At 61.4% G+C, this 22,775-nt stretch carries 21 protein-coding genes and 1 pseudogene; 15 read left to right on the plus strand and 7 right to left on the minus strand.

The features are described from left to right. The 3 genes and pseudogenes from CMG77_RS10795 to CMG77_RS10805 all read right to left on the minus strand — a co-directional run. A pseudogene (locus tag CMG77_RS10795) lies at window positions 1-1,356 on the minus strand (SpoVR family protein); the annotation flags it as partial. Window positions 1,357-1,359: 3 nt separating this feature from the next. Further along, window positions 1,360-2,646 carry a YeaH/YhbH family protein gene (locus CMG77_RS10800; RefSeq protein WP_286904450.1) on the minus strand — a complete coding sequence of 429 codons (1,287 nt, stop codon included), beginning with the start codon at window positions 2,644-2,646 and terminating at the stop codon, window positions 1,360-1,362. A gap of 49 nt (window positions 2,647-2,695) precedes the next feature. Continuing rightward, window positions 2,696-4,618 carry a PrkA family serine protein kinase gene (locus tag CMG77_RS10805; protein WP_286904452.1) on the minus strand — a complete coding sequence of 641 codons (1,923 nt, stop codon included), beginning with the start codon at window positions 4,616-4,618 and terminating at the stop codon, window positions 2,696-2,698. Window positions 4,619-4,991: 373 nt separating this feature from the next. Here CMG77_RS10805 and galE point away from each other — a divergent pair, with 373 nt between their 5' ends. Then, complete coding sequence (gene galE, locus CMG77_RS10810; RefSeq protein WP_286904454.1) at window positions 4,992-6,050, plus strand: UDP-glucose 4-epimerase GalE; 1,059 nt, start codon at window positions 4,992-4,994, stop codon at window positions 6,048-6,050. Window positions 6,051-6,190: 140 nt separating this feature from the next. Continuing rightward, complete coding sequence (locus CMG77_RS10815; RefSeq protein ID WP_286904456.1) at window positions 6,191-7,141, plus strand: calcium/sodium antiporter; 951 nt, start codon at window positions 6,191-6,193, stop codon at window positions 7,139-7,141. 177 nt (window positions 7,142-7,318) lie between these two features. Here the strand turns inward: CMG77_RS10815 and CMG77_RS10820 are convergent, their stop codons facing one another. The 4 genes from CMG77_RS10820 to CMG77_RS10835 form a co-directional block, all read right to left on the minus strand. Next, a complete protein-coding gene (locus CMG77_RS10820; RefSeq protein ID WP_286904458.1) occupies window positions 7,319-8,263 on the minus strand; it encodes a DegV family protein in 945 nt (314 codons plus the stop codon). 247 nt (window positions 8,264-8,510) lie between these two features. After that, a complete protein-coding gene (locus CMG77_RS10825; RefSeq protein ID WP_502691865.1) occupies window positions 8,511-9,704 on the minus strand; it encodes an ATP-binding protein in 1,194 nt (397 codons plus the stop codon). Between the two features lie 173 nt (window positions 9,705-9,877). Continuing rightward, entirely contained in the window at window positions 9,878-10,567 is a 690-nt protein-coding gene (locus CMG77_RS10830; RefSeq protein ID WP_286904462.1) for a response regulator transcription factor, read from the minus strand. 23 nt (window positions 10,568-10,590) lie between these two features. Further along, window positions 10,591-10,908 carry a PepSY domain-containing protein gene (locus CMG77_RS10835; protein WP_286805545.1) on the minus strand — a complete coding sequence of 106 codons (318 nt, stop codon included), beginning with the start codon at window positions 10,906-10,908 and terminating at the stop codon, window positions 10,591-10,593. A 178-nt stretch (window positions 10,909-11,086) separates the two neighbouring features. On the opposite strand from CMG77_RS10835, the gene CMG77_RS10840 reads away from it, so the two are divergent. The 13 genes from CMG77_RS10840 (at window position 11,087) to CMG77_RS10900 (ending at window position 22,658) form a co-directional block, all read left to right on the plus strand. Further along, window positions 11,087-12,352, plus strand: coding sequence for a glutamate-5-semialdehyde dehydrogenase (locus CMG77_RS10840; protein ID WP_286805543.1), 1,266 nt, complete (start codon window positions 11,087-11,089; stop codon window positions 12,350-12,352). A 3-nt stretch (window positions 12,353-12,355) separates the two neighbouring features. Then, window positions 12,356-13,000 carry a nicotinate-nucleotide adenylyltransferase gene (gene nadD / locus CMG77_RS10845; RefSeq protein WP_286805542.1) on the plus strand — a complete coding sequence of 215 codons (645 nt, stop codon included), beginning with the start codon at window positions 12,356-12,358 and terminating at the stop codon, window positions 12,998-13,000. A gap of 42 nt (window positions 13,001-13,042) precedes the next feature. Then, entirely contained in the window at window positions 13,043-13,384 is a 342-nt protein-coding gene (gene rsfS, locus CMG77_RS10850) for a ribosome silencing factor (RefSeq protein ID WP_123638080.1), read from the plus strand. A 3-nt stretch (window positions 13,385-13,387) separates the two neighbouring features. After that, the gene (gene rlmH / locus CMG77_RS10855; RefSeq protein ID WP_123638079.1) at window positions 13,388-13,855 is read left to right on the plus strand and encodes a 23S rRNA (pseudouridine(1915)-N(3))-methyltransferase RlmH; all 468 of its coding nucleotides are present in this window, start codon (window positions 13,388-13,390) and stop codon (window positions 13,853-13,855) included. A 26-nt stretch (window positions 13,856-13,881) separates the two neighbouring features. Beyond that, window positions 13,882-15,759: a penicillin-binding protein 2 gene (mrdA, locus tag CMG77_RS10860; protein ID WP_286904466.1), complete on the plus strand. Its 1,878-nt coding sequence runs from the start codon at window positions 13,882-13,884 to the stop codon at window positions 15,757-15,759. Beyond that, the gene (gene rodA / locus CMG77_RS10865; RefSeq protein WP_123638077.1) at window positions 15,756-16,907 is read left to right on the plus strand and encodes a rod shape-determining protein RodA; all 1,152 of its coding nucleotides are present in this window, start codon (window positions 15,756-15,758) and stop codon (window positions 16,905-16,907) included. The genes mrdA and rodA overlap by 4 nt, the downstream gene beginning before the upstream one ends. Window positions 16,908-16,916: 9 nt before the next feature. Further along, window positions 16,917-17,918, plus strand: coding sequence for a lytic murein transglycosylase B (mltB, locus tag CMG77_RS10870; RefSeq protein ID WP_286805536.1), 1,002 nt, complete (start codon window positions 16,917-16,919; stop codon window positions 17,916-17,918). Next, window positions 17,915-18,727, plus strand: coding sequence for a septal ring lytic transglycosylase RlpA family protein (locus tag CMG77_RS10875; protein ID WP_286876011.1), 813 nt, complete (start codon window positions 17,915-17,917; stop codon window positions 18,725-18,727). The genes mltB and CMG77_RS10875 overlap by 4 nt, the downstream gene beginning before the upstream one ends. Before the next feature lie 70 nt (window positions 18,728-18,797). Then, window positions 18,798-19,946 (plus strand): D-alanyl-D-alanine carboxypeptidase family protein, encoded by a 1,149-nt coding sequence (locus CMG77_RS10880; protein ID WP_123638895.1) that lies wholly within the window; start codon window positions 18,798-18,800, stop codon window positions 19,944-19,946. Window positions 19,947-20,055: 109 nt separating this feature from the next. Beyond that, window positions 20,056-20,334: a YbeD family protein gene (locus tag CMG77_RS10885; protein WP_024461006.1), complete on the plus strand. Its 279-nt coding sequence runs from the start codon at window positions 20,056-20,058 to the stop codon at window positions 20,332-20,334. A 4-nt stretch (window positions 20,335-20,338) separates the two neighbouring features. Beyond that, complete coding sequence (lipB, locus tag CMG77_RS10890; protein WP_024461005.1) at window positions 20,339-21,004, plus strand: lipoyl(octanoyl) transferase LipB; 666 nt, start codon at window positions 20,339-20,341, stop codon at window positions 21,002-21,004. A 92-nt stretch (window positions 21,005-21,096) separates the two neighbouring features. Next, window positions 21,097-22,110, plus strand: coding sequence for a lipoyl synthase (gene lipA / locus CMG77_RS10895; protein WP_024461004.1), 1,014 nt, complete (start codon window positions 21,097-21,099; stop codon window positions 22,108-22,110). An 8-nt stretch (window positions 22,111-22,118) separates the two neighbouring features. After that, window positions 22,119-22,658, plus strand: coding sequence for a GNAT family N-acetyltransferase (locus CMG77_RS10900; RefSeq protein ID WP_123638074.1), 540 nt, complete (start codon window positions 22,119-22,121; stop codon window positions 22,656-22,658). Window positions 22,659-22,775: the final 117 nt, after the last annotated feature.

Here is a 22,775-nt window from a genome sequence, read left to right on the forward strand (position 1 = left end):
AGGGTGATGGAGCGGTCGCCTCGTATGTCGACACTTTGTACCTGGATGTTGGGCTCGCGATTGCCCAGGTTGTACAGGCCCGCCAGGGACTGGCGCACGGCGCGGTAGCCTTCTTCGTCGTGGATGGCGTTGACTTCGATATGGGGTTCGCGGTCGTCGTCTACCACGGTGAAGAGTTTCAGGTCTCGGATGATTTTGGGCGATAGGAACTGCAGGATGAAGCTCTCATCTTTGAAGTTGCGCATGGCGAAGTGCAGGGTTTCATTCCAGTCGCTGCCGGCGATGTCCGGGAACCAGTAGCGGTCTTCCTCGGTGGGGCGCTCGCAGATGCGGCGGATGTCCATCATCATGTTGAACCCCAGGGTGTAGGGGTTGATGCCGCTGTAGTGGGGGCTGTCGTAGGGCGGCTGGTAAATCACGCTGGAGTGGGACTGCAGGAACTCCATCATGAAGGCGTCGGTGACCAGGCCCCGGTCATACATCTCGTTGAGCAGGGTGTAGTGCCAGAAGCAGGCCCAGCCTTCGTTCATCACCTGGGTTTGCCGCTGGGGGTAGAAGTACTGGGCGATTTTGCGCACGATGCGCACCACTTCGCGTTGCCAGGGTTCNAGNAGNGGNGCGTTCTTCTCGATGAAGTACAGCAGGTTNTCCTGNGGNTCGNNNGGGTAGCGNNGCTTNCGTTNGNCNGGGTCNTCNNCCTCCGGGGTCATCCNGGGNATNGTNCGCCACAGGTCGTTCANCNGCCGNTGCNGGTANTCTTCNCGCTCCTTCTGNCGCTCNNGCTTCNTCNNNGGCGGANATNGGGGNNGGGCGNTTGTANCGGTCNACGCCGTAGTTCATCAGGGCGTGGCAGGANTCNAGGNTNTCTTCCACNGCNNNNANGCCNTNGCGNTCNTCNCANTNNGCNANGTANTTNNNGGCNAACACCAGGTANTCGATGATGGNGCTGGCNTCGGTCCAGGTGCGGAACAGGTAGTTGCCTTTGAANAAGGAGTTGTGGCCGTAGCAGGCGTGGGCGATCACCAGCGCCTGCATGGTGATGGTGTTCTCCTCCATCAGGTAGGCGATGCAGGGGTTGGAGTTGATCACNATTTCGTAGGCCAGCCCCATNTGNCCNCGNNNGTAGNCNTTTTCNNNGGNNAGNAANTGTTTGCCGTAGGACCAGTGGTGGTAGCCCAGNGGCATGCCCGCNGCGGAGTAGGCGTCCATCATCTGTTCGGAGCTGATGATCTCGATCTGGTTGGGGTAGGTGTCNAGCCCGAACTCTTTGGCAATNCCGGCGATGGCCCGGTCGTATTCCTCGACCAGCTCGAANGTCCAGTCGGCGCCGGTGGATATGGGTTTGCGCTCACTCATGACTTAACCCGCCTGCCGGTGCGTGTCTTTATGNAACAGCTCGCGAAACACCGGGTAGATGTCGCGCACGTCGGTGATCTGTTCCATGGCGAAGATGTGCGGGAAGCGCTCCTGCACTTCNTCGTACTCGTGCCAGAGCGCCTGATGCTCCCGCTGGGTGATTTCGATGTAGGAGAAGTACTGCACGTGGGGCAGTATGTCNTCACACAGNACCTGTTGGCACACGCTGGAGTCTTCGTTCCAGTTATCCCCGTCCGANGCCTGGGCGCCGTAGATGTTCCACTCGCTGGTGGGGTAGCGCGCTTCCATGATGCTGTGCATCAGCTTCAGGGCGCTGGAGACGATGGTGCCGCCGGTNTCCCGGGAGTAGAAAAACTCTTCCTCGTCNACTTCCTTGGCGCTGGTGTGGTGGCGGATGAACACCACTTCGGTGTGTTCGTAGTTGCGCTGCAGAAACAGGTACAGNAGGATGAAAAAGCGCTTGGCCATGTCCTTGGTGGACTGGGTCATGGAGCCGGACACGTCCATCAGGCAGAACATCACCGCTTTGCTGCGCGGTATGGGGTGTTTNACGTGCAGGTTGTATTTCAGGTCGAAGGTGTCCAGCCAGGGNATGCGCTTGATCTTCGCCTCCAGCTCGACGATNTCCTCTTCNAGGCTTTTGACCTTGCGCGCGTCGTACAGGATGTCCTGCTTGGCCTGCTCCTCTTCNAGCTGGGCNTTNAGNTCCTTGAGGCGGCGGCGCTTTTTGGCGGTCAGGGCAATGCGCCGGGCGTGGGCGGAGCGCATGGAGCGNACCACGTTCAGTTGCCCGGGGTTGCCCTCGTTNCTGATGCCGGCCCGGTGGCGCTGNAANTCGGTGTCGCCGATCAACTGGCGTTTGACCAGGTTGGGTAGCGCCAGGTCGTCNAACATGAANTCCAGAAANTCGCTCTGGGATATCTGAAAAACAAATTCGTCTTCGCCCTCGCCGGANTCNCTGGCNCCNGAGCCGCTGCCGCCNCCGCCGCCGCTGGGCGGGCGNGCAATGCGATCNCCCCGGGTGAATTCCTTGTTGCCNGGCANCACGTTTTCCCGGTGGCCGCCCTGGCCGTGGTGGAATACNGGNTCGTGAATGTCCCGGGTNGGNATGCTGATTTTCTCGCCCTGNTCNATGTCGGTAATGGAGCGACGGCTGACCGCACCGGACACGGCTTTTTTGATGTGCTCTTTATAGCGACGCAGNAAGCGCTGCCGGTTGACGGCACTTTTGTTTTTGGCGTTCAGGCGACGGTCGACAATATGACTCATACGCTAACCTCGAAAAACCACCCTCGGNACCCCGGGTGGGGTGCNGGCTTTACTGGGACTTGCGGACCCGCAGATACCACTCCGACAGCAGCCGGACCTGCTTCTCCGTATAACCGCGCTCGATCATGCGCGCCACAAAGTCCTGGTGTTTTTTCTGGTCCGCGGCGGAGGCCTTGGCATTGAAGGAAATGACGGGCANCAGGTCCTCGGTGTTGGAGAACATTTTCTGCTCGATCACCGAGCGCAACTTCTCGTAGCTGTTCCAGGCNGGGTTGCGGCCNTTGTTGTTGGCCCGGGCGCGCAGCACGAAGTTGACGATCTCGTTGCGGAAGTCCTTCGGGTTGCTGATGCCNGCNGGCTTCTCGATTTTTTCCAGTTCCTGGTTGAGGGCGCCCCGGTCGAGGATTTCCCCGGTGTCCGGGTCCCGNTATTCCTGNTCCTGAATCCAGAAGTCGGCAAAGGTGACGTAGCGGTCGAAAATGTTCTGCCCGTACTCNGTGTAGGATTCCAGATANGCGGTCTGGATTTCCTTGCCGATAAAGTCCACATAGCGCGGNGCCAGGTACTCNTTGATAAAGCCCAGGTAGCGCTCGCGGGTTTCCGCNGGGAACTGTTCGCGNTCGATCTGNTGCTCCAGCACNTANAGCAGGTGCACCGGGTTGGCNGCCACTTCGGTGGGGTCGAAATTGAACACCTTGGACAGGATCTTGAACGCAAAGCGGGTGGANAGCCCGGTCATGCCCTCNTCCACGCCGGCGGCGTCNCGGTATTCCTGGATGGACTTGGCTTTCGGGTCGGTGTCTTTCAGGCTCTCGCCGTCGTAGATGCGCATCTTCGAATAGATGTTGGAGTTTTCCGGCTCCTTCAGGCGCGAGANCACCACNAACTTGGCCAGCATNCGNANNGTGTCCGGGGCGCAGTGNGCGTTGTTCAGGGAGCTGTTTTCCAGCAGCTTCTCGTAAATTTTCACCTCTTCGGACACGCGCAGGCAGTAGGGCACCTTGACGATGTACACCCGGTCCAGAAAGGCCTCGTTGTTCTTGTTGTTNTTGAACGCCTGCCACTCGGATTCGTTGGAGTGGGCGAGNATGATGCCCTCNAAGGGAATGGCGCTCAAACCCTCGGTGCTGTTGTAGTTGCCCTCCTGGGTGGCGGTCAGCAGCGGGTGCAGCACCTTGATCGGCGCCTTGAACATTTCCACAAANTCCATCAGNCCCTGGTTGGCCCGGCACAGGCCGCCGGAGAAGCTGTAGGCGTCCGGGTCGTTCTGGGGGTAGTCCTCCAGCTTGCGGATATCCACCTTGCCCACCAGGGAGGAAATGTCCTGGTTGTTCTCATCGCCGGGNTCGGTTTTGGANACGGCAATCTGGTCGAGAATCGACGGGAAGACTTTCACCACCTTGAACTGGCTGATGTCGCCCTCGTACTCGTGCAGGCGCTTGACCGCCCAGGGGGACATGATGGTTTTCAGGTAGCGCTGGGGAATGCCGTAGTCTTCTTCCAGAATCTGGCCGTCTTCGTCGGGGTTAAATAACCCCAGCGGCGATTCGAACACCGGGGAGCCTTTGAGGCAGTAGATGGGCATCTGTTGCATCAGGGCTTTGAGNTTTTCGGCCAGGGAGGANTTGCCGCCCCCGACCGGGCCGAGCAGGTACAGAATCTGTTTNTTNTCTTCCAGNCCCTGGGCGGCGTGCTTGAAGAAGGAGACGATCTGCTCGATGCACTCTTCCATGCCGTAGAACTCATGGAAGGCTTCGTAGCGCTTGATGACTTTGTTGGAAAAAATGCGGCTCAGCCGTGGGTCCAGGGAGGTGTCCACCAGCTCGGGTTCGCCAATGGCNATNAGCATCCGTTCGGCGGCGGTGGCGTAAACGCTGCGGTCCTGTTTACACAGGTCCAGGTACTCCTGAATGCTCAACTCTTCCTGTTGGGTTGAAATGTAACGTTCGCGGTAATGGTTGAAAATCGTCATCGATCCACCCCTGCGTTAAATGCATTACAGTCTTTAGCAGCCAGCTAACCACTGTCATTGATAAGCATAGTCCCAAAACCGTCATTCAGGCAGCGTCTTTACANGGAAATTTTTTGACGCATTCGGCCTTTTCCATGAAAAACCATGGAAAAACAGTGCCAAGCCTGCCGGTATGAATCTGTTGCATGTTGATGTCAGGAAAAGGTCGTTTTTCTGGCTCTGCTTTGACTCGGACAAACCGCGNCAGGTTCCGGTATATACGTGTTGAAAGCGCCTTTGGAACACCGGAATGTGCCATAATGCAGCCAGCTTTCCGGGGTGTGACGCCGCGCTCCCGGCCCCTTGAAAATGACNGAANAAGAAGGACTTAAGTATGCACTCACCCTCANCAGACCGCAGCGCCCGCCCGGACATTCTGGTGACCGGCGGGGCGGGGTACATCGGCAGCCANGTGTGNGTGGANTTGGTNAANGCCGGNTACCGCCCNGTGGTNGTGGACAACCTGAGCAACAGCAAGCGCGAAGTGATCGACCGGGTGGCGAGCATCTGCGGCGAGGCGCCGGTATTTTACGAGCTGGACCTGAACGATCGGCCNGCCCTGGAGGCGGTGTTCGAGAAGCACGCTTTTGGTGCGGTGATGCACTTTGCCGGGNTCAAGGCGGTGGGCGAGTCCAGCCAGATTCCCCTGACCTATTACCGCGANAACGTCGGTGGCACCCTGACCCTGTGNGAGGTGATGGAAGCCTNCGGTCAGGGCAACCTGATTTTCAGCTCCTCCGCCACGGTNTACGGCGACCCGGTGTCGGTGCCCATTGACGAGAGCTTCGCCACCAGCGCCACCAACCCCTACGGGCGCAGCAAGCTGATCATNGAGGAAATCCTGCGNGATGTGGCNGCGGCGCCGGAGGANCACCGCAAGGCGCCCTGGAATATCACCCTGTTGCGCTATTTTAACCCCGTAGGCGCCCACGAAAGCGGCCAGATCGGCGAAGATCCCGCCGGAATCCCCAATAACCTGCTGCCNTATGTGGCCCAGGTGGCCATNGGCAAGCTCAAGGANNTGAGTGTGTTTGGCGATGATTACGACACCGTGGATGGCACCGGGGTNCGNGATTATATCCATGTGGTGGACCTGGCCAAGGGNCATGTGGCGGCGNTGGANGCNCTGNANAAAACCGGCCCCGGCTGCCGGGCCTATAACCTGGGCACNGGGGTGGGCTATTCGGTATTGCAGATGGTCGAGGCGTTTGAGAANGCCAGCGGCCGGAAGGTGCCGTACCGCATCGCGCCNCGNCGGCCCGGGGATATCGCCAGTTGTTACGCCAATGCGGATTTGGCCAAGCGNGAGTTGGGTTGGCAGGCNGAGTTCGGGTTGGAGCGGATGATGGTGGATGCGTGGCGGTGGCAGTCGCAGAATCCNNANGGGTATTGAGGTTTTGGGNNGNTGCGTCGGGGGTTGGGTTACGGCGGATGCGCGCTGCNCGCTTATCCGCCCTACGCGGACTCCGTGCTATCCGTATCCAATCGTTGCCGCATCCACCATAACGAATCGTTAAAACAACGGGGGTGTTAATGGATTTCGTCTGGNTANTGTTGGGNTTGGCCCTNCTNACCGGCGGTGGCGACACNCTNGTNCGCGGCGCCGTGGCNCTGGCGACCCGCTGGGGCGTNTCACCNCTNCTGGCNGGGTTGGTGATTGTCGGCTTCGGCACCTCCTCNCCGGANCTGGTGGTATCCCTGCAGGCNGCNNTGGAAAACACCCCGGATATNGCNCTGGGCAACGTGATCGGCAGCAATATCGCCAATATCCTGCTGATTCTGGGCCTNTGNGGNNTGGTACTGCCCCTGACNGTGCACACCAATGCCCTCAAACGGGACGGNCTGGCGATGGTGGCGGCGNCGGTGTTCGCGNTGCTGATCATGCGCGACGGCGCTCTGGGATTTACCGATGGGGTGATGTTTCTGGTGGCGTTGGCCGTGTACCTTATCTGGTCTTATCGCACCGAGCGGGTNGACCCCCTTGGGCCTGAAGCGGAGCTGCACAAAGCCGAGGCCGCCTCAGTCACCCATCGCCCCCANGCGCTCTGGTTGTCCGTCGCCATGACTCTGGGTGGCCTGGTGCTGCTGATTGTCGGCGCCCGNCTGTTTCTGCGCGGTGCNGTGGGTATCGGTGAGTGGCTGGGTATCCCGGANGCGCTGATCGGCCTGACGTTAGTGGCGGTGGGTACGTCCCTGCCCGANCTGGCGGTGTCCCTGATCGCGGTATTGCGCCGCCAGGCGGATGTGGCGGTGGGGAATATTCTGGGCAGTAATATCTTCAACCTGCTGGGGATTCTCGGGGTGTCGGCCGTCATCCAGCCATTGCCTCTGGCGGGGCGGTTGTTGGCGATCGACCAGTGGGTGATGTTGGCGGCAGNTTTGGCGTTGATGGCGTTTTTGTTGACCGGTAAACGGTTGAATCGCGTTGAGGCCGGGGTGTTGTTGGCCGGTTACGTCGTGTACGTTGGGTTTATGGCCGTGTGATTTGCCCGTAGGTCGGATTAGCGCGCAGCGCGTAATCCGACGTTTGGGGGATTCGGCATCCAGTGTCGAATTTGGGTAACGGCGAATGCCGCAACGTGTGGTTACGGCGGATGCGCGCTTCGCGCTTATCCGCCCTACGCATATCTCGGTACCCGCTGTATCGAACCTAACCCAACCTCAAACCAACNCNTTATCCGTCGCAAACGCCAACGCAAAGGCCCCGGGNCCGACGTTGACGGTGCCGGTCATGCTCATCATCGAGAGCAGGGTTTTCACCCCCGCTTTCTGACAATCCTTCCGGAACTGCACCAGGGTCGGATGNTCCTTGATNTCATCCAGGCAGCCACCGTAACTCATGGTAATGGCATCACAGGTCAACCCCTGCTCCATCTGCTTGCGCACATGGTCGAACAANACCTCCAGGCTGCCCCAGAAGCCCTTGCCGGTGGTCATTTTGGCGGTNTCGNCTTTGTGGATCTGAATGATCGGCCGCCGGTTCAGNANGCTGGCCAATTTGAAGTTCACCCAGGAAATTTTGTGATCGGACTTGCGCATGTGCCGGCGCTCGCGCATGTAGGCCAGGTCATTGGGAATGATGTAACCGTAGACCTCCTCGCGCATATGGTCGATGGCCCGGATGGAGCGGTTGATCGGGGTTTTCTNCTCCTTCAGGCGCTTGACCAGTTCATACACCAANANTCCATGNCCGGTAAACATGGTCATGCTGTCGTACAGGCGAATGCGNAAGGGNGGCCGGTTGGGGCGCTCCATGGCCCGGAACTTGGGCTCGTTGACCATGGCCGCCTCGGACACCCGCTTGAACACCTCGCTCTTNTTGCTGTTGGTGGTGATTACCTGAACCAGGTCGTAGTTGGGCAGNAGNTTGCGTTGCAGGAGCTGGGTCATGTCNTCCACNGAGAGGGGCTCGGACTGGGCCAGGCCGTATTTCTCCCGGGTGTGGGACTGATAGAACCGCAGGGTGTTGGCCGGGTTGCGGTAGTCCAGTTGCCGACCGCCNGCGTGGTNGATNTAGATCGGCAGTACTTCAATGTTGTTGTCCCGAATAAANTGGGCGGGCAGGTCGCAGGTGGAGTCCACTGCGATACAGGTACGCGCGTTCATGGTTATCCCTCCGGGGTTTATTTGAACACGGCCAGTGTGCGNGNTTTCACGTTCCGGGGGGATAGGGGATTACCCATGGAGNTTGTGCGGCGATAGCAGCACGTTTTGTGCGATTTGGCGCACAGGGTTGCGGATTTTGGTGGGGGCGAGCGAAGGGGGTGACGCGAATTGTGGTTACGGCGGAATGCGTGGGGTTGGGTTACGGCGGATGCGGCCTCCGGCCTCCGNAGCGTCGGACCGATCCGCCCTACGCGTGGTTTGGAAACTGGATTTTTATTATCGCTCCGCCCATCTCGGACTTACNAATNNTCAACCGCCCCCCATAACTCCCCACAATATCCGCCGCCACGGCCAGGCCGATCCCTTGCCCGGCCTGCAGGGTATCCAACCGCTGGCCGCGCCGGATNACCTGNTCGCGCTGGTCCTCGGGAATACCGGGGCCATTGTCNTCCACGGTCAGATGTAAATGCTCACTATCGCCGTGGGCNCTGACGCGTATGCGCCCCCGCCCATACTTGCAGGCGTTGTCCAGCAGGTTGCCGAGCAGCTCCAGCAGGTCCTGCTCATCGCCGGGGAANGCCAGCCCGTCCGGAATGGCCAGNTCAAACTGCGGTGCCTGCTCCCGGTAGACTTTTTCCAGGGTGTTCACCATGCGCCGAGCGGCGGGCTGAATGGGGGTCTGCCGGTGGCTGCCCTGTTGCTGCTCCGACACCGCCCGGCGCAACTGGTAACTCACCACCTGATCCATNCGGGCCACCTGNTCGGCGATCACNCTNCGGGCNTCNTTATCCGGTGCGCTATCGCTGGCCTGGTTGCGCAGCACGGTCAGGGGCGTTTTCAGGCTGTGGGCCAGGTTGCTCAGGCTGTCCCGGTAGCGNTTGCGCAGGGANTGCTCCCGGTCCAGCACCTGGTTGAGGTTGTCCACTACCGGTTGCAGCTCCGCCGGGTGGCGACCTTCCAGGTGNGGGCGGGAGCCNTCGCGCATGGCATCCAGCGCNCGGGCGAGTCGGCCCAGCGGGCGCAGCCCCCAGCGCAGGCTCGCGCTNTGGGCNATCACCAGAAGCAGGGCGGCGGCGCCCAGCCAGCGCCAGAGCTGGCGCCGGAAGCTGGCCAGCTCGGCCCGGTAGGGCGTNTGATCGCGCAACAAGGTCACCANATAGTCGTGATCCTGNCCGGCNTCATCCTCCCAGATCACCGCGTAACGGGCGCGCCAGTGGGGTTGNCCATCCAGCTCGATCTGGTCGAGCAGCAAGTCGCCCGGCTGTGGAAACTCCCCGGTGGCGGGCAGCTCCGGGCGCAGTTGTGCCGAGTTGGAATGCCAGACGGTGCGTCCTGCCCGGGTTGAAAGGTAGCCATAGAGCCCGGAGTTCAGNCGCTCGAAGTTGGGTTCCAGCAGNGCCGGNGGCATTTCCAGTTGGGCCTGCTCNCCGGTGCCCTGCATTTCCGCCACGCTGAACAGCAGGTAGATCTGGCCCTGCAACTGNTCCCGGGCGGCGGTGGTCAGGCTGCGGTCAAAGGCCCGCTCCAGANCCAGNCCGGTCAGCCCCAGAAACAGGGGCAGCACCAGCAGTGAGGCCAGNAATAANCGNGCATTCAGNGACAGTGGGCGCTGACTCACGAATCGGCCGACCCCTGGGGCAGGTTCAGGCAATAGCCCAGNCCNCGCTGGGTNGTGATCAGCTTGAGCGAGCCGTCCGGGTCCAGTTTGCGNCGCAGGCGACCGATAAACACCTCGATCACGTTGCTGTCCCGGTCGAAGTCCTGATCGTACAGATGNTCGGTCAGCTCGGTTTTGGACACCACTTTNCCGTTGTTCAGCGCCATATAGGCCAANGCCTGGTATTCGTAGCCGGTCAGGGTGACCGGTTCGCCATTCAGGGTCACCCGGCGGGCNATGGTATCNATGGCAATGGGGCCGCCCTCGATCACGCTGGAGGCCAGACCGCTGGCCCGGCGCAGCAGGGCNTTGAGNCGGGCGCGCAGCTCTTCNGGNTGNAAGGGNTTGGTGAGGTAGTCGTCGGCGCCGGCTTCCAGGCCTTCCACCTTGTCCTGCCAGGCGCTGCGNGCGGTCAGAATCAGGATGGGGTAGCTGTGGCCTTCGGCGCGCAGGGTNCGGATCAGGCTGACGCCGTCCAGGTCCGGCAGGCCCAGGTCGATNATGGCCAGGTCGTAGGGGTGCTCCTGCCCCAGAAACAGGCCTTCGCGGCCGTCCGGGGCCAGGTCGATGGCAAAGCCCTCGGCGTGCAGTTGCTGCTGAATCTGGGTGCGCAGGGCGGGGTCATCTTCTACCACTAACAGACGCATGGCGGGTCTCCTGTCACCTGTTTTTAGCGCTTGAGAATCTGTCCGGACTGGCCGTCGACCATGACGGTGCTGATGCGGCCGTTGTCCTGCAGGATTTTGATCCGGTGTACCACGCGGCCGCCGCGATTCTGGGTATCGACTTTCAACACCTTGCCGCCGTAGCGTTTCTGCACGATGGCGGCGGCACGGGAGGCACTGACCCGGCTTTCCGCCTGGGCAATCGGCAGGATCTGGACGGACTGAGGCGCGGCGCTGGCGGTCTGCGACAGCGGTGCGCCAGCGAGCATCAGCAGTGCGATCAGCAGGCCTCGGCCCATCAGTGTTCCCCGGTGTTGTGTCATATTCAGGAGCCCCATACAGTGACCCACGTAGCTTACCTTGTCCCAAGCGTAAGAGAAACTGGCTGAACGGGAGCTGAAAGCCCCAAAAAGCGCCGCCAAACAGGGTATAATCGCGGCCATTGTGTTGAGAAAGTGTTCTGAAACCGCAACTTTGAGGATGTGAGAGCCTCCCGACCCTATGAGTGATTCGAGCAACGTCATCGAGTATATGGCCGATCTGGGCCGCAATGCCCGTCGTGCCGCCCGTGTGGTGGCTGCTGCCAGTGCCGGCACCAAAAACCGGGCCCTGCTGGCCATGGCCGAAGCCCTGGAAGCGGCGCGCCCGACCCTGGCCGAGGAAAACCGCAAGGACCTGGAAGCCGGCGAGGCCAACGGCCTCGACGCGGCCATGCTGGACCGCCTGGCGCTCAAGCCGGCGACCATCGACGGCATGATTGAAGGGCTGCGCCAGGTCGCGGCACTGCCGGATCCCTGCGGCGCGATCACCGATATGAACTTCCGGCCCAGCGGTATTCAGGTGGGCAAGATGCGTGTGCCTCTGGGCGTAGTGGGGATCATCTATGAATCCCGCCCCAATGTGACCATCGATGCCGCCAGCCTGTGTCTGAAGTCCGGCAATGCCGCGATTCTGCGCGGCGGCAGCGAGGCGATTCATTCCAACCGCGCCATTGCCGCCTGCCTGAAAAAAGGTCTGGCCGAGGCCGGATTGCCGGAAACCGCCGTGCAGGTGGTGGAAACCACCGATCGGGCCGCCGTGGGCGAGCTGATCGCCATGCCCGAGTACGTGGACGTGATCGTGCCCCGGGGCGGCAAAGGCCTGATCGAGCGGATCAGTCGCGATGCGCGGGTGCCGGTGATCAAGCACCTGGACGGCATCTGCCATGTGTTCATTGATGCCAAAGCGGATCTGGATAAAGCTTTCAATATTGCCCTGAACGCCAAGACCCATCGCTACGGTGTGTGCAACGCCATGGAGACCCTGCTGGTGGATCAGACCGTGGCCGCCGAAATTCTGCCCCGCCTGGCGGATGCCTATGCCGAGAAGGGCGTGGAGCTGCGCGGTTGTGAGCGCACTCGGGCGCTGATTGAGGCGCAGGCTGCCACCGAGGAAGATTGGGCCACCGAATACCTGGCCCCGGTGTTGGCGATCCGCGTTGTGGACGGGCTGGATGAGGCCATGGACCACATTGCCCAATACAGCTCCCAGCACACCGAGGCGATCGTGACCGAGGATTACACCCGGGCGCGCCGCTTCCTGCACGAGGTGGATTCCAGCTCGGTGATGGTCAATGCCTCCACCCGTTTTGCCGATGGGTTCGAATACGGCCTGGGGGCGGAGATCGGTATTTCCACCGACAAGATTCACGCCCGGGGCCCGGTGGGCCTGGAAGGGCTGACGTCCCAGAAATGGATTGTGCTGGGCGACGGACACATCCGTAACTGATTTATGACTCAGGCGATCGGGCTGCTGGGCGGCACCTTTGACCCCATTCATCTCGGGCACTTGCGCATGGCACTGGAAGCCGGGGAAACCCTGGCGCTGGATGAGGTACGGCTGCTGCCGTGCCACCAGCCGCAGCATCGGGCGACGCCGGATGTGAGCAGCGTCGAGCGCACCGAGATGTTGCGCCTGGCCTTGGCCGATTGTCCGAGCCTGGTTCTGGACGATCGCGAGCTGCACCGCGATGGCCCCTCCTACACCCTGGATACCCTGAAAAGCCTCCGCGCGGAGCTGGGGCCGGCGGTGCCGTTGATCTGGATTCTGGGTTGCGATGCCTTTCTCGGGCTGGAGCAGTGGCACGGCTGGCGGGAGCTGCTCGACTGGGGGCATCTGCTGGTGATCGCCCGACCCGGCTGGGAGCTGCCCTCCCGGGGGCCGCTGGCCGAGTGGCTGAGCGAGCATCAGGTGGCCCCCGAAGCGCTGACCGCGTCTCCGGCGGGCGCCATTGGCGTGCAGGCCCTGCGTCTGCTGCCGATCTCGGCCACGGAAATCCGGTCCCTGATCCAGGCCGGGCACTCTCCGCAATTTTTACTGCCCGACGCGGTCTGGCAGTATATTCGGGACAACAACCTTTATCGGGCCCGTGCTTGAGCGGGCCTTACTCTTTTTATACATGACTGAAACAGGTGGCGAATGTCCGCAGCGTTAAATGAGCTTATTGTCGAATCCCTGGAAGACCTGAAGGGGAAAAATATCGTGCAACTGGATGTCCGGGAGTTGAGTGATGTGATGGATACCCTGATCATCGCCAGCGGCACCTCCAGTCGCCACGTGAAGTCCCTGGCCAACAACGTGGTAGAGGATGCCAAGCACGCCGGCCATCAGCCGCTGGGTGTCGAGGGTGTGGATTCCGGTGATTGGGTACTGGTGGACTTCGGCGATATCGTGGTGCATGTGATGCAGGAGGAAACCCGGGGCTTCTACGACCTGGAAAAACTCTGGTCCATGGAACCGGGTAATCGTACGGAGCACTAACCCATGCGCATTCGCCTGATTGCGGTGGGCACCAAAATGCCCGACTGGGTGGAGCAGGGCTACGGCGAATACGCCAAACGCCTGCCCCGGGACTGCACCGTGGAACTGGTGGAACTGCCGCTGGGCCCGCGGGGTAAAAGCAGCTCCACCGCCGTGGCCATGGAGCGCGAAGGCCAGTCCATGATGGCCGCCATCGGCAAAGGGGACCGGGTCATCGCCCTGGATGTGAAAGGCAAGGCCTGGAGCACCGAGCAACTGGCCCGGAACCTGGATGAGTGGCGCATGAGCGGGGCCAATTACAGTTTACTGATTGGCGGGCCGGACGGACTGGCCCCGGAATGTCTCGCTCTGGCTGAAGCCAAGTGGTCGCTCTCGGCCCTGACCCTGCCGCACCCGCTGGTGCGGATTCTGGTCATTGAACAGCTGTACCGGGCTTACTCGATACTGCACAATCACCCATACCATAAGTAAAGGTCGCGACGGGTTACCGTTCATTCATGTCTGAAGCCCAGCGTTTTAAAGATCACCACCGGGAAGCCCGCGTTTTTCTCAGCCGGGTGATCACCACCTCTGTGATCATGGCCGCTCTGGTTGCCGTGCTGGTGGCGCGGTACTACAGCCTGCAGGTCACCCATCACCAGGACTATGCCACCCGCTCGGACCGCAACCGGGTGCACGTGCAGCCGGTGCCTCCGACCCGTGGGCTGATCTACGACCGCAATGGCGAACTGCTCGCCGATAACCGACCCAGCTATACCCTGTCGGTCATTCGCGAGCGGGTGAGCGACATGACCGCCACGGTCGAGCTGCTGCGGGAACTGGTGGATATTCCCCAGAGCGACCTGGAAAAGTTCTACGACCAACTGCAACAGTGGCGCCGTCCCTTTGAAGCCATTCCCCTGCGCTATCGCCTGACCGAGGAGGAAATCGCCCGCCTGGCGGTCAACGAGTATCGCCTGGAAGGGGTTGAGGTGAACGCCCAGTTGGTGCGCCACTACCCCAAGAGTGACCTGTTTGCCCACGTGCTGGGCTACGTGGGCCGGATCAGCCAGGCGGATCTGGCCCGGTTTGATGAGGACCAGTACCAGCGCTACAGCGGCACCCACTCGATTGGTAAGACCGGCCTGGAAAGTGAGTATGAAGCCCAACTGCTGGGCGAAGTGGGCAGTCAGAACGTGGAAACCAACGCCCGGGGCCGGGTATTGCGCGTGCTGGATCGCACCGACCCCAAACCGGGCGAAGATCTGCAGCTGCACCTCGATTCCCGCCTGCAGGCGACCGCGGTCAGCGCCCTGGATGACTACCGTGGGGCGGTCGTTGCTCTGGATGTCAAAACCGGAGGCGTGCTGGCGGCGGTGTCCATGCCCAGTTTTGACCCCAACCTGTTCGTCACCGGGATCAGTTTCCGCGACTATCGCAGCCTGAACCAATCTCTGGATCTGCCGCTGTTCAACCGGTTTTTGCAGGGGCAGTATCCACCGGGCTCCACCACCAAACCGGTGGTCGGGTTGGCCGGCCTGCACTATGACGTGGTGGATGCCGAGCACACCGTGCGCGATCCGGGCTGGTATCGGCTGCCGGGCGATGATCGCCTGTATCGGGACTGGAAACGGACCGGGCACGGTTTGAAGGTGGATCTCGAACAGGCGGTGGTCGAGTCCTGTGATGTTTACTATTACGACCTGGGTCATCGAATGGGGGTCGATTCCATTCATGAGTTTGGTGTGCAGTTTGGCTTGGGGTCGCGGACGGAGGTGGATATTCCCTCGGAGCGCAGCGGTATCTGGCCGTCCCGGGAGTGGAAGCGCAATCAACGCGGTCTGCCCTGGTTCCCGGGGGACAACCTTAACCTTGCCATCGGTCAGGGCTATGCCCTGGCTACGCCCATGCAACTGGCCCAGATGACCGCCACCATGGCCAGCCGCGGACGTCGTTTGCGCCCCCAGATGGTGGCCAAAGTGGGGGACCAAGAGCGGCCGGTCATTGAAGAGGCGCAGATGGAGGTGGCCGAGGAGGATTGGGATTACATCATCAATGCGATGGTGGGGGTGATGCACGGCGAGCGCGGAACCGCCCGCCGTGCGGCCTATGGGGCGGACTACCAGATTGCCGGTAAAACCGGTACCGCTCAGGTGGTCGCCATTCCCCAGGGGGAGGAGTACGACTCGGAGGCGCTGGAAGAGCGTCAACGCGACCATGCGCTATTTGTTGGTTTTGCCCCGGCGGATGACCCGCAAATTGCCGTGGCGGTGATTGTTGAGAACGGCGAATCGGGTTCCGGGGTGGCCGCGCCGGTGGCGCGTAAAGTGTTTGATGCCTATCTGCGGGGTATTTACCCTCTGGCGGATCCTGTGCTGGGGGCGCGCACACCATGAGTCATCAGGATTTTCTACGCCGCCTGCCCGAGGCGGGCCAGGGGTTGCGCCGCCGGGATCGGCTGCAGCAGCGACTGCACCTGGACTTTACGCTCTTATTGCTGCTGTTGGCCGTAGCGGCCTACGGTCTGGTGGTACTTTACAGCGCCAACGGCCAGTCAATGTCTGGCATTCAGCGCCAGGGTGCCTATTTTCTGGTGGCCTTCGTCGCCATGTTCGTTACCGCTCAGGTGCCCCCCCATCTGTTGCGTCGCCTGGCGCCCTGGATGTACGGCGGCGGTGTTTTGTTGCTGGTACTGGTGTTGGTGCTGGGCATCGGCGCCATGGGGGCACAGCGCTGGCTCGGCATTGGCGGATTCCGCTTTCAGCCCTCGGAGGTCATGAAACTGGCGACCCCCATCATGGTGTCGGCCTACCTGGGGCAGCGGCTGCTGCCGCCGCGGTTGAAGCATGTTCTGCTGACCCTGATTCTGGTGGCAGTGCCGGCTTTGCTGATTGTTCAGCAGCCGGATCTGGGGACGTCACTGTTGGTAGCCTCTTCGGGGCTGGTGGTGCTGTTTTTCGCGGGGCTGTCCTGGCGCTATATCGTCACCGCCTTTGTCGCGGTGCTCGCGAGTATCTGGCCGCTGTGGAAGTTCGGTATGCACGAGTATCAGCGCCAGCGCGTGCTGACGCTGTTCAACCCGGAGCAGGACAGCCTGGGGGCCGGGTGGAACATTATCCAGTCCAAAACCGCCATCGGCTCGGGCGGCTACTCCGGCAAAGGGTGGCTTCAGGGTACCCAGTCCCAGCTCGACTTTCTGCCCGAAGGGCATACCGATTTCATTATCGCCGTGCTGGGGGAGGAATTTGGGTTGATGGGGGTGCTGTTGCTGCTCGGGCTGTATGTGCTGATTATTGCCCGGGGCCTGCTGATCGCCCTGCGCGCCCAGGACAGCTTCAGCCGGCTGCTGGCGGCGAGTATCACTTTTACCTTTTTTGTGTATATGTTCGTGAACGTGGGCATGGTGTCCGGCCTCTTGCCCGTGGTCGGCGTCCCCTTGCCCCTGGTCAGCCAAGGGGGGACGGCCATTGTCACCCTGATGGCCGGCTTCGGCATTCTCATGTCGATTGCCACCGAGCGTCGACGTGTTACCCGTCAGGAGTAAACAGCAACCGTGATCAGTCAGTGGCGACAGTGGGGGATAGCGTTGGTCGGGGTATTGGCCAGCGCCGGTGGTAGCGCCGATTATCGAGCGCATCCAGAGGCGCAGGCTTTTGTGAGTGAGCTGGTCGAAGAGCACGGCTTTCAGGCGTCCCGACTCGAGGGTTGGCTGGGCGAGGCAAAGCGGCAGGATGGCATTCTTGAGGCCATCGCGCGGCCTGCGGAGCGCACCCGCACCTGGGCCGAGTACCGCCCCATCTTCCTTCAACCGCTGCGCGTGACCCGGGGCATCGCCTTCTGGCGGGAGCACCGCGAAGCATTGGCGCGAGCCGAGCGGGAACTGGGGGTACCGCCGGAAATCGTACTGGCGATTATCGGGGTGGAGACCAATTACGGTCGGACCACCGGCTCGCACCGGGTGATCGACGCCCTCAGTACTCTGGCCTTTGACTACCCGCCGCGCGCGCCTTTCTTTCGCAAGGAGCTGGCGCAGTATTTTATTCTGATGCGTGAACACGAACAGAACCCTTTGGCTTTTAAGGGGTCCTATGCCGGAGCCATGGGTTACGGCCAGTTCATGCCCTCGAGCTACCGGCACTACGCGATCGACTTCGACGGGGACGGCTTTGCCGATATCTGGAATAACCCCACCGATGCCATTGGCAGTGTGGCCAACTATTTTGCCGAGCACGGCTGGCAGCGCGGAGCGCCGGTAGCGCTGCGGGCCCGGGCCTCGGACGATCTGGCGCGGGGCGACGCCTCGGACTGGAACCGCATTCACCCGCCGGAGCTGACCGTGGCGGACTGGGCCGAGCGCGGCCTGACACCGATTTTTCCGCTGCCGGCCGAGCTGCCCGCCAATGCGCTGGCGCTGGCAGGCGATTTTGGCGAGGAGTTCTGGCTGGCGTTTCACAATTTTTATGTGATCACCCGCTACAACCGCAGCCATCTATACGCCCTGGCAGTAGAACAACTGAGTAAAGAGATAAAAACCGCGATGGAGACCGAACAATGACACTGGTTCGCGCCGCCCTGGTACTGGGGCCTCTGGCCCTCATGGTTGCCTGTGCTCCCCTGGGGCCCGTTGAAGAGCAGGATCGCGGGCCGGACAAGCCGGTAGATCTCTCCCATGTGCCGGATGCCACGCCGAGGGCGGAGGTGCGCACCCTGGCGGGCAACAAGAATCCCTACACGGTGCTGGGCAAAACCTATTACCTGATGGACGATGAGACCGGCTACAAGGAGCAGGGCATCGCCTCCTGGTACGGCCAGAAATTTCACGGACGCAAAACCTCCAACGGCGAAACCTACGATATGTACGGCATGACCGCCGCGCACAAGACGCTGCCGATCCCGAGTTATGTGCGGGTCACCAACCTGGCCAACAATCGTCAGGTGGTGGTGCGGGTCAATGATCGCGGTCCCTTTCACGGCAACCGCATCATCGATCTGAGCTACGCCGCCGCTCAACGACTGGGGTTTGCCGGCCAGGGAACCGCGCAGGTGGAAGTGGAAATCATCGTACCCGGTAATCAGCCTCCCGCGCCTCTGCGGGCCGAAGCGGACACGTCTTCCGAGCACGATACCTCGGACCAAAAAACGTTCTTACAGGTGGGCGCTTTTGGCTCACTGGATGCGGCCAAATCCCAGCAGACGCGGGTCAGTGCCCTGACGGACTTCCCGGTCGAGGTGCACAGTGCCGATGAACAACCGGTGTTGCACCGGGTACGAATCGGGCCTCTGAGCAGTAACGAAGAAGTTGTGCAGGTGCGTGAGCAGCTGCGCAGAAATGCGATTGAGCAAACCCATATCGTGCGGGAATAGTGCTAGAATTCCAGCGCAAAGTGAGTCTGTGCGATAAGGATCTTTTCTTTTTAAAAAACGGTTTTACATGATGATGCGAAAACTTTTCTCCGCCACCGTCTTGATGTTGTTGACTCTGGCCGTGCAGGCACAGCAGGTCATTATTCCCGCTCCCCCGAGCCTCGCGGCCAGCGCCTATCTGCTGATGGATGCCGATACCGGTACGATCCTGGTGGAGCACGAGGCGGATATGGTGCTGCCGCCGGCGAGCCTGACCAAGATGATGACCAGCTACATCGTCTCGGAGGAGATCGAGCAGGGTCGTATCAGTGAAGACGATATGGTCAACATCAGCGTCAAGGCCTGGCGCAAAGGCGGCTCGAAAATGTTTGTTCGCGAGGGTACCCAGGTGCGCCTGGAGGACCTCAAGCGCGGCGTCATCATCCAGTCCGGTAACGACGCCAGCATTGCTCTGGCGGAGCATGTGGCAGGCAGCGAAGAAGGGTTTGTGGACATCATGAACCAGACCGCCGCCAAACTGGGCATGACCAACACCCATTTCGAAAACTCCACCGGCTGGCCCGCCGAGGGGCACCTGACCACCGCCCGTGATATGGCCATTCTGGCCCGGGCGGTGATCAAGGATCACCCCGATCACTACGCCATGTACAGCGAGAAGTACTTTTCCTACAACGGCATCAATCAGGCCAACCGCAACCGCCTGCTGTTCCGAGATGAGACGGTAGACGGCCTGAAAACCGGCCACACCGAAGAGGCGGGCTACTGCCTGGTGGCCTCGGCGGTGCGGCGGGATATGCGCCTGATTTCCGTGGTGATGGGCACTCGCAGTGAAGATGCCCGGGCCGCTGAAACCGAAAAGCTCCTGGCCTATGGCTTCCGCTACTATCAGACCCAGTCTATCTACGATGCGGGCGATGAACTGCAGCGTAACCGCGTCTGGTACGGTAAGCAGGAGGAAGTGGTGCTGGGCGTGGCCGAGGACATCCGCCTGACCATCCCCCGCGGTGCAGAGGATGCCCTGGAAGCCCAGATGCATATCGATGAAACCATCAAGGCCCCCATTGCCGCAGGCGACGAGCTGGGTAATCTGACCATTGATCTCAACGGTGAGCGCCTGGTGGATGTGCCCCTGGTGGCGCTGGAGCCGGTGGAGGAAGCGGGCTTCTTCCAGCGCCTGATCGACGCAATCAAGCTGTTTTTCCTCAAAATCTTCGGGTAATACCCCGCCTTGTCCGGGCCCTGCCTCCTTTGGGGGAGGCCCGGACATAGCCCCCTCACTCCTGTTATAATGCCGGCGTTTTAAGCTATTCGAGAGGCACGCTGGCCCCATGTCCGCTTCCAACCCTGACGCCCCCAAAATCGAGTTCCCCTGCGAGGATTACCCCATCAAGGTACTCGGTGATGCGGGTAGCGAGCTGCACGAACTGGTCATTGAGGTGATGGAGCGCCACGCCCCGGGTTTTGACCAGACGCGCATCAAGATCAAGGACAGCCGCAATGGTACCTACCAGTCTCTGACGGTCTGGATTACCGCCACCGGTGAACAGCAGTTGAAGACCATTCACCAGGAGCTGGTGGCCAGCTCCGTGACCAAAATGGTGCTTTGAGCCGGTGAAGCCCGCTGTCGCGCCGCATTCCCTGACGCTGCAGGTCAGCGACCTCGGTCGTCGGCCCTACGACGCCGTCTGGCAGGCCATGCGCGCTTTCACCGACGAGCGCGATGCGGAAACCCAGGATCAGCTCTGGCTGGTGGAACACCCCCCGGTATTCACCCAGGGACAGGCGGGCAAGCCCGAGCACCTGCTGCTGCCGGGGGATATTCCCGTGGTACAGACCGACCGGGGCGGGCAGGTGACCTACCACGGCCCCGGCCAGCTGGTGGCCTACCCGCTGCTGGACTTGCGCCGCCTGGGCATGGGGGTGCGGGACCTGGTCACCGCGCTGGAAGAGACCCTGGTGGGCCTGCTGGCCAGTTACGGCGTTGAAGCCTACCCCCGGCCGGATGCGCCGGGGGTGTATATCGCCGGTGACAAAGTCGCGTCTCTGGGGTTGCGGGTGCGCCGGGGCTGCAGTTTTCACGGTCTGGCCCTGAACGTGGCCATGGACCTGGAGCCGTTTCGACGTATCAATCCCTGCGGCTATCAGGGGCTGCAGATGACCCAATTGGCGGATCAATTGACCACGGCGCCGGATATGGCGGAGGTCAAGGATCGCCTGGTCGGGCACTTTGTACAGAAAATAGGCTATTCGTGTACAATGCCCGGCCCACCGCGCTGATCGCGGAGGCCCACAAGGCCGTACGTACAGCATTCAGGCACTAGCCGCTCGGCTCTACCCGGAGCCGAGAGATAGAGAGACGAGAGAGTTTCATGACCGATACCCCCGAAATACAGCCCGTCAAACGCACCCGTCGCCTGCGTCAGGGTGAAAAGCTGCGCGATGCGGACAAGGTCGAGCGCATTCCGGTGAAAGTGATTGCCTCCGATGAGGTGCAGCGCAAGCCGGACTGGATTCGGGTGCGGGTACCCGCCTCGCCGGAAGTGGATCGGATCAAGCAGATCCTGCGCAAGAACAACCTCTCCTCGGTGTGTGAAGAGGCCAACTGCCCCAACTTGGGCGAGTGTTTCAGTGGCGGCACCGCCACTTTCATGATCATGGGCGAGATCTGCACCCGCCGCTGCCCCTTCTGCGATGTGGGCCACGGCAAGCCCAACCCGCTGGATGAAGAGGAGCCCGCGCACCTGGCCAAGGCCATTGCCGAGATGCGCCTGAAGTACGTGGTGATCACCTCGGTGGACCGGGACGATCTGCGCGATGGCGGTGCCCAGCATTTTGCTGACTGCATCCGCGAGTCCCGCGTGCACAGCCCGAATCTGCAGGTGGAAATTCTCACCCCGGATTTCCGGGGCCGGATGGACATTGCCCTGGATATTCTCGAACAGGAAGCGCCGGATGTGTTCAACCACAACCTGGAAACCGTGCCCCGTCTGTATCGTCAGGCGCGCCCCGGCGCCAATTACAAGTGGTCCCTGAAGCTGCTCAAAGAGTACAAGAAGCGCCGTCCGGACGTGCTCACCAAGTCCGGCCTGATGGTCGGCCTGGGGGAGACCAAAGAAGAGATCATCGAGGTACTCAAGGATATGCGTGAGCACGATATCGATATGCTCACCATCGGCCAGTATCTGCAGCCGTCCCGGGACCATCTGCCGGTGGATCGGTTTGTCCACCCGGATGAGTTTGCCGAGTACACCCGCATCGCCCACGAGCTGGGCTTCAAGCACGCGGCCTGCGGCCCGCTGGTGCGCTCCAGCTACCACGCCGACAAACAGGCCCACGGGGAAGCCGTGGGTGTGGTTGACGAGCTGCTGGCGTCAGGACAATAAGCGCCGAGATGGCCGAAACGGCCAGCCCCCAACCGACCGCTTTCCCGCCACAGGCCACTGTGGCGGCAGGCACCTCTCTGGTGATTGAACCGCTGATGCCCTCCACAGCGGGGCTCAGCGGTTTTATCGACACCATCGCCCACTGGCACCACGAACATTGTCTGGCTCGCGGCCTGAAATCATCGCTGGATCGCCGCGCGGAGCAGTTGCACCGCCACCTCACCCGCGAGGCCATCCCGGTGACGCTGATTGCCCGTAAAGGAGCGGAAGTTCTGGGCAGTGTCAGTCTGGTCCGCTATCAGGCGAGTGCGGGCGGGGCGCAGCGGTTATGGCTCAGTAATCTGTATGTGCCGGAGGCGCTCAGAGGGCAAGGGTTGGGCAGTGTGTTGGTGGATAAAGCCTGCCGCTACGCCCATGAGCAGGGCGAAACGGAGCTGTGGCTGTTTACCGACAACCAGCAGGGCTTTTACCAGAAACGCGGCTGGCAGCCAGGCGGAGAGGCCAGAGTCAGCCAGTCCGACGTGGATATTTTCGTAAGACGGTTGTAGCGGGCATTAAGTATTGGATTTGTGGTCACGTCCGGTAACGGCGGATGCGGCCTTTGGCCTTATCCGCCCTACGCATACCACCGCAGTTCGCGTAGGGCGGATAAGCGAAGCGCATCC

Origin of the sequence: Marinimicrobium sp. (assembly GCF_002695945.1) — a bacterium.
In the GTDB taxonomy this organism is placed as follows: Bacteria; Pseudomonadota; Gammaproteobacteria; order Pseudomonadales; family Cellvibrionaceae; genus Marinimicrobium; species Marinimicrobium koreense.

Coding starts and splice junctions, on each gene's coding strand:
- CMG77_RS10835 (WP_286805545.1), bottom strand. CDS start 10,908: ATGACACAACACCGGGGAACACTGATGGGCCGAGGCCTGCTGATCGCA.
- CMG77_RS10875 (WP_286876011.1), top strand. CDS start 17,915: ATGACACTGGTTCGCGCCGCCCTGGTACTGGGGCCTCTGGCCCTCATG.
- CMG77_RS10900 (WP_123638074.1), top strand. CDS start 22,119: ATGGCCGAAACGGCCAGCCCCCAACCGACCGCTTTCCCGCCACAGGCC.
- CMG77_RS10880 (WP_123638895.1), top strand. CDS start 18,798: ATGATGCGAAAACTTTTCTCCGCCACCGTCTTGATGTTGTTGACTCTG.
- mrdA (WP_286904466.1), top strand. CDS start 13,882: ATGTCTGAAGCCCAGCGTTTTAAAGATCACCACCGGGAAGCCCGCGTT.
- rlmH (WP_123638079.1), top strand. CDS start 13,388: ATGCGCATTCGCCTGATTGCGGTGGGCACCAAAATGCCCGACTGGGTG.
- rsfS (WP_123638080.1), top strand. CDS start 13,043: ATGTCCGCAGCGTTAAATGAGCTTATTGTCGAATCCCTGGAAGACCTG.
- rodA (WP_123638077.1), top strand. CDS start 15,756: ATGAGTCATCAGGATTTTCTACGCCGCCTGCCCGAGGCGGGCCAGGGG.
- nadD (WP_286805542.1), top strand. CDS start 12,356: ATGACTCAGGCGATCGGGCTGCTGGGCGGCACCTTTGACCCCATTCAT.
- CMG77_RS10885 (WP_024461006.1), top strand. CDS start 20,056: ATGTCCGCTTCCAACCCTGACGCCCCCAAAATCGAGTTCCCCTGCGAG.
- lipA (WP_024461004.1), top strand. CDS start 21,097: ATGACCGATACCCCCGAAATACAGCCCGTCAAACGCACCCGTCGCCTG.
- CMG77_RS10840 (WP_286805543.1), top strand. CDS start 11,087: ATGAGTGATTCGAGCAACGTCATCGAGTATATGGCCGATCTGGGCCGC.